At 50.5% G+C, this 11,813-nt stretch carries 6 protein-coding genes; all 6 read right to left on the reverse strand.

Annotated features, from left to right (window positions below):
- Positions 1–71: 71 nt before the first annotated feature.
- A complete protein-coding gene (locus KK062_RS20845; protein ID WP_254086283.1) occupies positions 72–887 on the reverse strand; it encodes a DUF3823 domain-containing protein in 816 nt (271 codons plus the stop codon).
- 36 nt (positions 888–923) lie between these two features.
- Positions 924–2,984, reverse strand: coding sequence for a RagB/SusD family nutrient uptake outer membrane protein (locus tag KK062_RS20850; RefSeq protein WP_254086284.1), 2,061 nt, complete (start codon positions 2,982–2,984; stop codon positions 924–926).
- Positions 2,985–3,019: 35 nt separating this feature from the next.
- On the reverse strand, positions 3,020–6,124 hold the full coding sequence (locus KK062_RS20855; RefSeq protein ID WP_254086285.1) for a SusC/RagA family TonB-linked outer membrane protein: 3,105 nt from the start codon (positions 6,122–6,124) through the stop codon (positions 3,020–3,022).
- 153 nt (positions 6,125–6,277) lie between these two features.
- The gene (locus KK062_RS20860; protein WP_254086286.1) at positions 6,278–7,729 is read right to left on the reverse strand and encodes a glycoside hydrolase family 76 protein; all 1,452 of its coding nucleotides are present in this window, start codon (positions 7,727–7,729) and stop codon (positions 6,278–6,280) included.
- Positions 7,730–7,749: 20 nt separating this feature from the next.
- Positions 7,750–9,570, reverse strand: a complete 1,821-nt coding sequence (locus KK062_RS20865; RefSeq protein WP_254086287.1) for a carboxypeptidase-like regulatory domain-containing protein — start codon at positions 9,568–9,570, stop codon at positions 7,750–7,752.
- Between the two features lie 459 nt (positions 9,571–10,029).
- Positions 10,030–11,103 (reverse strand): hypothetical protein, encoded by a 1,074-nt coding sequence (locus KK062_RS20870; protein ID WP_254086288.1) that lies wholly within the window; start codon positions 11,101–11,103, stop codon positions 10,030–10,032.
- Positions 11,104–11,813: the final 710 nt, after the last annotated feature.

The raw sequence follows: 11,813 nt of genomic DNA on the forward strand, positions 1-11,813 counted from the left end.
CTGTCGGCAAGCCGTCTAAACAGCTTACTATACCATGACCTTCTTATTATCATTCCAGAGAGGGTCGAATCTTACGGAACCAGCACTTGCTTGGCTTCATTATAGTTCCATCTTCTCGTGCCGCTACCTTTGGGCGTATCATAGTTGATCCGCGCCGCAGCCCGAACAAAGACAGCCCTTCCCGAAGGAATCGCACCGACCGATTCAATGGTTACGATCTCGCCTAACAACCCGCTAAAAGCCGACCCTGCGTATTCGATCTTGCTGGACCAACGCTCATCACGTGCACGATATCCTACGCTGGAAGAATAGCTGACGAATAGCTGAATATCCGTTACATCTTGAAAGTTCGAATTATAACCGCCCATCGGCTCGATCTTCGCACGAAAATCATCTTCCGATACGCCACGCGTAACGCGCACTTGCGCTCTAACCTTACCGTTGATTATTTGAGGCTCTCCCACCCACTCTATGTTCAGGAAAGGCTGCACCTCAAAGGTTACCTTCGTCAGGTCGCTGATCTCCTTCGTTTGGGTTTCGTCGGCCAGTGGCGTGCCGCGGTCGTCCTCGCGAAGCAAGGGAATAAACGGACCATCGACACGGATGTTATACGTACCACCAAAGATCTTGGTATTTTGGAAGGTACCGTCGGGCTTGCAGAAGAAGTCAGGGTTTGGCTGTACGTTTTCGCCGTAGCTGAGCTCCAACAGGCGCACGCGAATACCTTCGCTTCCCTGGTCGGTCAGCACCGGCGCGCCGCTTTCGGCGTCAATCACTTCGCCTTGAATCGTGGCCGAAGGCTCGTCTTTGTTATCCAGCTCAAACAGCCCGCAGGAGCTGAGCGAGAGCAGTGCGAACGACACGATGTATAATGATATCTTTTTCATGTTCGTAATTCTTAAGTATTGGCAATTCATGATTCCCTATCGGTTTGGTTGCTGGTCAATGACCGCACTCTTCGATACCTCACCGCTCGGGATCGCAAAGTAATAATCCACGACGTTATACTCGAACGTCTTCTGGGCCACCCATTGGAAGTGAGCATCGAAGAAATATTTGCCGGTTTGAGAAGAGAGGAACGGATACAAACCACGGAATTTATAGCGCGAGTTGTTGCTGAACAATTCTTTCTCCCGCTCTTCGCCCCAGAAAAGATCGCGCGCTTCGTAGTGATTCACTCTCCAACGACGCAGATCCCATTTGGCTTTGTGCTCCATCGCCAGTTCTTTGCGCCGTTCTTTCCGAACAATGTTACGACCTTCGTCACTACCCGCGACACTTCCAACTAACGGATTCGCTCCCGCGCGCTCACGAATGGCAGCAATCGCCTCCGTAGCAGTTTGCAGCATGTCCGATCCGTCCGGCGAAGGCTCGCCCGCCAGGGTCAGCTCCACGCCGGCTTCTGCCGCGTTCAACAATACCTCTGCATAACGCATCAGGACGTAGGGTTGTGCTGACTTGCCTTCCGCCGGTACAAACGCAGGATCCGGATTCAGCCATTTGCGGCCCAGAAGACCAGTGAGACATCCTTCGCCGTTGTTGTAGAATGGGCCATTCTCGCCGGCAGCCGTCGTGGGCACACCGCTGACGGGCACGATCTCCTGGTCGGTTAATTCCCGCGGGCTGAGGTACAGCGACTTGGGAGTTCCCGTGTATTGAGTCAGCTGTTGATAATGTCTTTCAGCATTGCCATAGGAATAATCCGTAAACAGGGGGTTGATCGGTGCAGCACCGGTATAGATTCCCGCGCGGATTTCAATATCCCGGCTCTTAAACTGATCACCCGGAAAGATTACATAAGCACGCAGACGTGGCTCGGCATTTTTGAAGAAATCCATCGGCGTATCGTACAGCACATACGTTCCTTCGTTGTTCCTATCACCCGTAGTAACCTTGATCGTACCGTTGGGATAACGGGGAAAACCGTCAAACAGCTCGACAAAATCCAGTGTCGGACAGGTGCCCGATGCCAGCGGCGATTTGAAGATATACGGTGAGTTGTACGCGTCATAGGCGTGTGTAGAGATCGGATACGTATACTCCCGTGCATAGATCGTCTCTGTGCTGCTCAGGTCCGAGAACATATCCACCATGTTCTGATATTGTGCTGCTTTGTCGTTGGCAGCCCACTTTTTCTTGTACAAAGAGTATTTGTTGCTTTTAATCACTTCCTGGGCGGCCAGATACGCTTCGCGGAAATACTTGCGCGAGGCCGATTGCCAGGTATTCGGATCAAAGCCCATAACCCGCACGTTGGTTTTCAAACCCATACCGGTAAGGCGGCCGGGAACAGTCTCATTGTACTTCGCCACGCTCCCCGCATACAACATCGCTTCCGACTTGAAAGCCAATGCCACATATTTATTAGAGTACCCTCTTTCAATGTCAGGGTTTGTCGTGCGCAGCAAAGAGATTGCCTGATCGTAGTCGGCAAGCACCTGGTCCCAGGTCTCTTCCTCCGTCGAACGCGCTATCTCCGGATTCTCATCATTCGGATATTTGATCACGCGTGTCACAAGGGGGACACCGCCGAAGCGGCGGGCCATCGCATAGAACGCGGTAGCGCGTGCGTAGTAGGCCTCTCCCAGATAATGATTGTACGTGATCTCCGGGAATGATCCCTTGTACTCCGGCAATGTCTCGATCAGGTAGTTCGCATCGCGGATCAACACAAAAGCATCTTTCCAGTACGCAGTCCGCTCACTGGTAAACGCGCGGCAGATACCATCGCGGTTCACAGCTTCACCGGTACCTTCGATACCCGAGGCGTTCAACCAGCCGTTGTACTCCATGCCCCACTCACCCATATACTTGAAGTCCTCGAACGGCATCCGGCTATACATCCGCGCCAGATACACTTTCATACCCGACTCATTCGTCAGCAGGGTCTCGTCGCCTATCACATTTTTCGGCGGAATGTCCAGTTCCGTACATGCGGACACACAGAACGCTCCGATCAATAGTAATATATATATCCTATTCATATATAATTCAGATTATAACTCGTAAGTCTTTAACATTAAAATTTGGCCGATAAACCTACCGTATACGTTTTGTTTAGCGGGTACAACCGTCCCAGGTCGCTATCCGGGTGCTCCGGATCGACAAACTTGACATCCGTGATCGTAAACACGTTGTAAGCGTTGGCAAACACACGCACGTCCAGTGATGACAATATCCGCTTCGGCAATGTATAGCCGAGCTCAATGCTCTTCAGACGCAGGTAGGCGGTGCTCACACGGTTGAATTCCGAGTTATCACGCGGATAGTGCCCGGTGTAACCATAGTAGCCACTAGCCCATTCCGTGCTGGGATTATACGGATCAGCCTTCGGGTCAACCGGGTGCCAGCGATCGAGGTATTGCTCCAGCGCACCACCACCATTGCTACCCCAGATGCGGTAAAGCGGTTCTTGATACGCCATCGATCCCATCGCTGTACCCTGGAAAAGGAAGTTCAAATCGAAGCTCTTGTAGTTAAAGTCAGCCCCTAAGCTGAAGTTCAACCAGGGTGTCTGGTCAAATGCAAACGGGTGTTGGTCCTGATCGTTGATCTCGCCATCGCCATTCCAATCTTCGTATTTGTAGTCCCCGGGCAAAATGTCGCGGTCTTTGTAAATCGGGTAGTTCCAGATATCCTCCCAGTTCTGATAACGTCCGGCAGACTCGAAGCCGAACTGTACACCTTGATAGCGGTTGTTCAGGTTGTCGTTACGCCATTTATCATACGAGTTTGCATAGGGCCCATTGGCGGCTCCAAACAGCCACTCTCTACGCGTAATGGTAGCAATAGCCCGTACCTTGTAGGAGAGGTCACCAATCTTGTTACGGTGATTGAGCTCCAGATCCAAACCGTATTGACGCTCTCTGTCCAGGTTTTCAACCGGCGCGTCGGTACCTACGATAGTAGGAATTTCGCTGGAAAGTTTCGTATGGAGTCCGGTCCGTTTACGTTGGAAATAATCTAACGAAAAACCGAACAAACCGTTCCAGCCTTCATAATCCACACCTACGTTGAAAGTTTGTGCTTCCCACCAGGTTAACTCACTATTATTCACGATTACGTCTGCACCGTTAATAAACTGGCCACCGAACACATTGCCAGGAGCCCATTGATTATAATAGCCGTTCGCCGCGTTCGAGTTGGTGGACGGATATTTATACCCCGGATACCAATCATATCCCAATGTACCGTCATTCGATGTTACACCGTAGCTTGTACGAAATTTCAACTGGTCAACAAACGACAGTGCCGAAATATTTTGGAAGAAGGGTTCTTCCGATATACGCCAGGCAACCGATCCTGAAGGGAAGAAACCCCACTGATTATCTTCGACAAATTTCGAAGAACCGTCATACCGGAACTGGAACTCGGCAATGTAGCGATCCTTGTGCGTAACGTTCACCCGTCCAAGCGCAGCGGCATTGGCAATCTCATAAAGGTCGCCGGTAGTAGAGCCCATCCCGCTGACCATGCCCGCGTCATTTACACCCGCGAGCAAATACGGCAGCCCAAAGGCAAGGTTCCGACGTGCGAAGAAATTGTCACCGGTTTTATTCTGGCTCTCCCAGCCTAAAAGGCCTACGAACTTCGTTTCACCGAATGTGCGGCTATAATTCACCAGGAATTGACCTAACCACTGCCGTCTCTCCGACATATCACGCTGCAGCTGATTGGGCGAGCTCAGGTTATACAACTTGGAAACATACTCACCCGATAAAGGGTCCATCGCATACTGAAAGTACTCACGCCGATAGGCCGTATTGTTGTTTTGACGGTAGTCATAGCTAAACATACCTTTCACAGACAAACCTTCCAGCGCGGGTGATACCGTGCCAAGATCAAAATTGAGCGATGCAGACGACTGAAAGTCCTTCTGTTGAAACTTCCGGTATCCCGAGATATCGGACGACATCATCGCCACCGTGTTTTGTTCCAGCGCAAGGCCTTCGTAGTTCAGCATGGTGCCTTCCGGATCTGCATACGCCGGAAATAAGACACCTTGCGCCCAATAGTTCCGGATTATATCCACCGAGCTCGCGTACGGTGTATTACGTTCGTCGGATACTCCCGCCAGGTTGATATTCAGCGACAGGCCCTTGTAAAGCTCCGTGGTAATATTGGTGCGCAGGTTATACTTCTTGTAGTTCAGGTCACCCGATTTGAATATACCCTCCTGATAGAGATATCCTCCGCCAATATAATATTGCGTATTGTCGTTTCCACCGGTGATACTGAGATCGTGTTGCGTTTGAGGCGCCGTATTCGCGATGATCAGCTTGTTCCAGTCCGTCGTCGGACGCTGTCCCGTACGGAATGCTTCGAAATCAGCCTCATCGTAGATGATGTTGCCACCGTTGACCTGATTCATGGCCTGCTCGTTGTAGAGCGTCATGGTTCCATAGGCATCTGCAAGCTTAGGCATATTCGACGGCTTCTGTATCGTAACAGAACCGTTGTACGTAATAATCGGCTTTCCTTTTGTACCCTTTTTAGTGGTCACCAGCATCACGCCACTCGCCGCACGCACACCGTAGATAGCCGCCGACGCATCTTTCAGCACCGAAATATCATCGATATCGCTTGGATTCAAGCGCTGAAAGTCTTCCATCGTGCGGGGCACACCGTCGATTACGACCAGTGGATCACCCTCCATACCACGGATGTCAAAGGTCGTGTTATAGGTACCTGGTTCAGCGCTTTTCTGCCAGATCCGCACACCCGCCACACGACCGGTAAGCATGTTCTGCGGGTTTTCATTTTTGGTCCGGCGCAGCTCGTCACCTTTAATCGCGGCCACAGAGCCGGTCAGGTTAACTTTTTGCTGTGTACCATACGCCACGACCACAACCTCGCCCAGTTGCGTAATATCAGAAACCAGGGCCACGCTGATGTTGGTTTGTGCACCCACCGTAACCTCCTGCTGGACATAGCCGATAAACGACAGGACCAGCACGTCTTCGCCGCTCGCAACATTGATCACAAACTTGCCATCGGCATCCGTGGTGGTACCACGGTTTGTGCCTTTGACAACCACGCTCACACCCGGTAAGCCTGTTCCGTCATCCGACGACGTGATGGTACCCGTTACGGTAATGCCCTGAAACGGCAAAGTCGTTGTCACGGCGGTTGCATGTATATTTTTTACGTCGTTTGCTTCCGATGCAAAAACAGAAGCAACAAGAACGCACTGAGCGGCTATTCCGAAGGCGGAATACTTCAGTAGTTTCTTTGATAATGATTTGTAGTTATTCTGCATATGCTAAAGATCTTAAATTCATTTTTCCAGTTGATAGCGTGCTAATACAGCGTATTCAGCGGCGTAGGTAAAATTGAACATACCCTCCGCCTGGTTTTTGCTGTTTTCACGATTCCATCCAACCAGCAAATTGGTGGGCAGATACCCCTTGTAAAAGAAGTTGTCGTAACCGTGGTCCAGGTTCTTTTGGAAAGACTCGGCATACGTACCGGACGTGGCATAGTGCGCTGCAGTCTCTACGAAAGCGCGCATCAGCACACCGTTAAACCACGTGCTAAAACCACCGATATCATAGGTATAATAGCCGGTCTTCGTCTGGTCCAGTTTGGCAAAGTACTTGAAGCTGTCGTCCGACAATTTCTTGGCATCTTCCAGGTATGCATTATCGGTAGTTACCCGGTACAAATCGGCTGCGCCGGAAAGCATCGAGCCGCTGTTGTACGAGTACGCAGGGCCTACGCGATCCCTGCACGTAATGCCTTTGCGATAGGTTCCGCCACCGACAGACTCTGTCTCCGGTCCGCCCGGTGTGCATCCACCCAGAAAATCATCGTATACACCTTCGCCGCGTACCAACGCTTTCTTCTGCCAGGCATATATCTTCTTGGCAAAATCCAGGTAATAGTCGCTCTTCGTTACCTCTTCGGTCAGGCGTGTTTGTTTGTCGGTAGCGTCGATGTACCGGTGGGTGATCACGTCGGCTTTGCCTTTGTATACCTCGTGCAGCCATACCAGCGGGCTGATCATGGGGCCGTTGCTGCAAGCGTGCTTGGTGACGTAACCCGGTCCCCAGGTAATACCACCAATCTCCGCGCCATTGGCATCCAGGGTACAATCCCAGCCATCCAGTACATACTCTGTCAAATACTCCGCTTTGTCCAGGTATTTCTGCTCGCCTGTTAGTTTATAGGCTTCGATCATTTCGCGTACGAACCACATCTGGTCATCATACACGTTGTGAATACCATCTACCTGGGCAGAGCCCTTGTCGCCGCCGCGGTCCACGCCGTACACAGACCAACTTTTGGTTTGCGTGTAAGACGTCAACTGAAACGTTCCCTTGTAGAAATCCGCATTCTCGTATAAATTAGAAAGCAGGTCCTTGTACTTGCTAAAGTTGGCATCGTACAGCGCGGAATTTCCATCGTCTTTCTGCGCTTTAAGGCCATGAAGAATAGCGTTCACCGCTTCGATGCCGGCGGTATACATCCACACACTGCCCTTTTCATCTGAACGAGCGCTGGTATACGGATTGTAGAAACGGGCCATTGCCATGCCGTCGCCCGTAAAGTGGGCGGCGACCGTAGCGTCGGTAAGTTCCATCGCACGCTTCAGGTTTTGCTCCGGCACGTTTACATCGCCGTCCGGGTCTGTATCCGGTCCGTCATCAGATGATGTATCACTACACGCGGCGATAATCAACAGCAATACCAGGCAGCAGGTAGTAAAAAAATTACGAAATAGTATCATGATATAATCCCCTCTTTCTTTTATTTTATTTCGATCTGGCGGATAGACAATTTATTCTCGCCAGAGTTTTCAACAACATTGTATACCCCCAAAACAAGGGTTACATCTTCGCCATTGAATTGTGACAAGTCGTATTCGAATTTGGCATAATCAACCAGTGCGTTATCACCGGCTTCATGTTTGAATTTCCAAAGTCCATCGGCCTCAGCGCTGGCGTCATCGCCATTCACAGCAAACGAGGAAGGTTCAAGATGTGTAACCGTACCGTTGTTTTGTACTGCGCTGACCTTAAAGTATGTATAGCTGCCGTCGTAGGTGCGTGCATGCAACGTCAGTAAATTACTACCGGAGGCGATGGAAAACTTTGCATAGAGGTGAGCGTCCGGAACCACCGTGCTCGTGGTATTGTCGCTAACGGTCTTGATGACATAAACTTGTCCTCTAAACGGTTCGGCATCCTTCCTGACCGGGACCAGAGACCAGTTTGCTCCCAGGTGATTTGTCTCGCGCCATTCGCGGTATCCAGCAATATAATGATCACGGTTCTGATCAGCAGTAGCGGTGCGTCCTGTAAAAACCTTTTTCGTTTGGGGCATCGTAGAGCGAACAGCCTCTAGAGGTAACTTCCATCCAGGAACAACATCAGCACCCGGCAGCCATTCCCAGCTAACGAGCTTGCGGGTAGAAAAACGAATCGCCCGAAGAACAAATTGTTTCCAATAATCGCCCGTAGCCGCACGATAAGTTCCAATGGCAATAACGACCTCTTTCCCTACATAAGCACTCAGGTCGAAGTCGAAGTCCTGATAGGCTTCCGAATTCAATCCTTTGGTTTCACCGATTTTGACAGCGACAGGTTCTGCGGCTGAAAGGTCGATCACTTGTACACCCCACACAGTTGGAGCCGCATCCGAGGCACTGTGCGTACGTACGCGCAACGACATGATTTTATTATCGTCGGTAATCATTTTGCTACCGAATACAAACGAGTCGAATACATCCAAATCAGCCGGATTCGCGCGCTCCGCGTCACTGTTGCGGATTTGTAGTGTCGTACCCTCGTTCTGCTCTTCCCAGGCACCGCGGAAGTCAAGCGTTCCCATGTAGTTGGTCGACCAGTCCCAGTGTGGGTAAGAGTCGCCGTTACGGCCGCCACGATATTCGTTGTAGTACCATTTGTCAGCCGATCTCAAATCGTCAGCCGTCAACCCGCGCAACACATCTCTCCCGCCCATCCGGATGTCAGCTGTAGCGATGCCGGTAGCAACATCAAAGTCCGCTTTCGCAACGGCCTTTGTCACGGATACATAATTTGCTTTGCTGTAGGTTACCGTGTAATTGTCGGCAATCAGGTTCTCGATGGTGAATTTGCCATCACTACCGCTGGTAGCTGTACCGGCAACACCTACCGTAACCGTTACTCCTTCCAGCGGAGCATCGTTATTACGGGCATCGGTAATCGTACCGGTAATCACCTTCGACGCGTCCAGCATCATCACGTCCACGGTCGCCCGTTTGTTTTCGTCAAAGTCGCCGGCATCAACGCTCACGCTGGTGCGCAACAGTTTCGTCTTGGAGAACGTCACAGCATGCAGTTTCATCGACACGCCGTCTACGCTGAATTTTCCGTTGGCATCGGTCGTCAGGACGATATCCTCCTCCTTAATGCCGGAAATGGTCACCGTAACGTCGGGAATGGTTTGCCCATTCTCACCCGTAACGGTGCCGGAAATGGTCCCTAAAGAGGTTGTTGGGGCATCGTCATCCTTACAGGAGCCGAACGACACAGCGAATGCCCCCAGCAAAACAACGTACCGTAAGAATTGTAAAGCTTTACTCATTGGTTTTTAGGTTTAGATGAAAAACTGGTCCAGTAGCTTTTTAAAAGTGTTAGACTTTGCCAATTATCGATTGCGGGATGGTTGCTATCGATTGCAAATTGTACCGAGTTTACCAGTCAGGTGGTTAAAGAATGGGTTAAAACCGGGTTAATGGAGGGAAAAAAATCGTTAATCTGCGATTTTGGCCACTTTTGCTGTTTGCGGTTGAAGAAATATTTTTGAGCCTAACAAGGGAAATTAAGCGCCGTACACAGCGGCGCACACAGAGACAGATATCTTCAGCTAAACCGATTTATGAAGCGTTCAGCAAACGTTTGGGAAGGCGCTCCCGACAAGCGTGTTGGAGCAAGGTTATTAACCCGGTTTTCAACGCCAGCTAATACGCTGAAAATCAAAAAGTAAAACCACATTAACCCGTAGTTAATGGCCATTTTAAGGCCTTCCAAAGAATATGGATGTTTACGTGACATCCGTTGCGGAAATGTATGCGGGGCGCGTACGGATGACGGCGGGCACCGTCTCGGGCACATTGACGAACTTGCAGATCACATCGCCACCGGCATTCTTCATGATCTTTTGTACAACCCCCAAATCCAGGGTCTTCAACGTCCGAGTTAGTGCGGAATCTTCGTCAGCCACCGTAATAGCGGAATGCACCTGATATCTTGCCAGCAAGGCCTCGATTAACCGCTGCAGATCGGCTTCGCATCCAGCAGCATGATAGATTCCTTCCAACGCCAGAAACGCGTACCGATGTCCCATGACGCGATTGAGCGATGGCAAATGTGACACAAGGGATAACAGGAATTTGCCATAACGCCCCGGCAACGAGCGAACCTGCCAGCAGTCCGGTGTTGCCTGAACACCCGCTACGACCTCCCCTTTCGAGTTGCGTAGCACAAAGTACTGCCCGTCACGAAACAAGTTTTCGGTACTGAACATCGTATAATCGGCGTAGAAGCACGCCAGCCGTTGCTTCATATCAGCCAACGCATCGTGCCCCTGAAGCGATTCGGGCCGTGCATCGCTTCGGAGGGTAAATCGTGTGAAAATAAAAGTGGAATAACGCCGGACCTGCTCGAAACCAAACGCACGACATAACCGGACCGACCGCACGTTCCGGGGGTCCACGTACGCATAATGAAAATAGCCGCCGCTCGACCGCGCCCAGGTGTCTGTCTCCAGCAGCATGGCAATCTCCTGCCGCAAAGCACTCGTACGCTGTCCAACCCTATGCGCACGCGGCATGCGCTTAAACTGATCCAGGAAAGCAAAATACCGGATGTAAAATGCCGGGGTCCAATCACCCGCCGCCGAAACTCTCCGGAAACAAAAACAGCACGTGCCCACCGTCTGGTCGCCGCGCTTCAGGCTGATGAAATAAGGATCGGCAATCCCCTCGATCTTTCGCGCTACCTGCGTATGCTGATAACACATACTCAATCCCGGGGTACCGATAACGTTGTAGGCCAGGATCTGCCGCACCTGGGCGGATGGCGAGGGATGTATAGTTAAATACCTAAAATGTGTCATAACGAACCCGGTACATCCTTTTCCAGAGAGCTGTTGAGGTGACCAAGATAGAGCCCTCCTCCCGGAAAATCAATCCGCTGATTCCCTCCCCTACTTTCTATTTCTGCCTCGCCGAAGAATATTCGTGTAGTCCACACCCCGTCTTACCAGTCTCCCTTTTTGCTTTCAGCAAGCATTTGAAATGGCCGGATAGATTTGTCGATACCCAAGAAGGTCACTCGATAAACAGTCTTTTTAAACGATTGAAATGTCGATTTTGAATTTAATATATTATTGACATTGATTCCTGCAGACCTTTTGTCATCTTTGAAATGCGATTTGTCTTTATTTAATCTACCATGAAGTTGTCTACCTGCGGTGCCATGTGCCTTATCATGGCTGTGCTTTTACTAATCTATTCATCTCCACGTTCTCGGAAGATGTCAAGCGATTTAACTAGTCTTTTCTACTACCGCTTACAGACGTAGCGTTGCGTGCTCACATGATTGTGTCTTGAACTTGCTGTGCGCATTCGGCTGTCCCAAGCTCAGTTTGGGAATGGTAAATAGAGTTAAATTTTGAATAGTGTATCGGAAAAATAAAAAGTAATATGAGAGTTCTCTATCTGTTGGTCGTTCTATTAATAGTCTGCACCGGCCTGTACGGCCAGCCACCTAGTGAAGTGAGTCTTTTGTCACCTAAAGCTGCTTCAATCCTTAAATACGGCGATT

It is taken from the genome of Dawidia cretensis, from assembly GCF_018598175.1.
Classification (GTDB): domain Bacteria; phylum Bacteroidota; class Bacteroidia; order Cytophagales; family Cyclobacteriaceae; genus Ohtaekwangia; species Ohtaekwangia cretensis.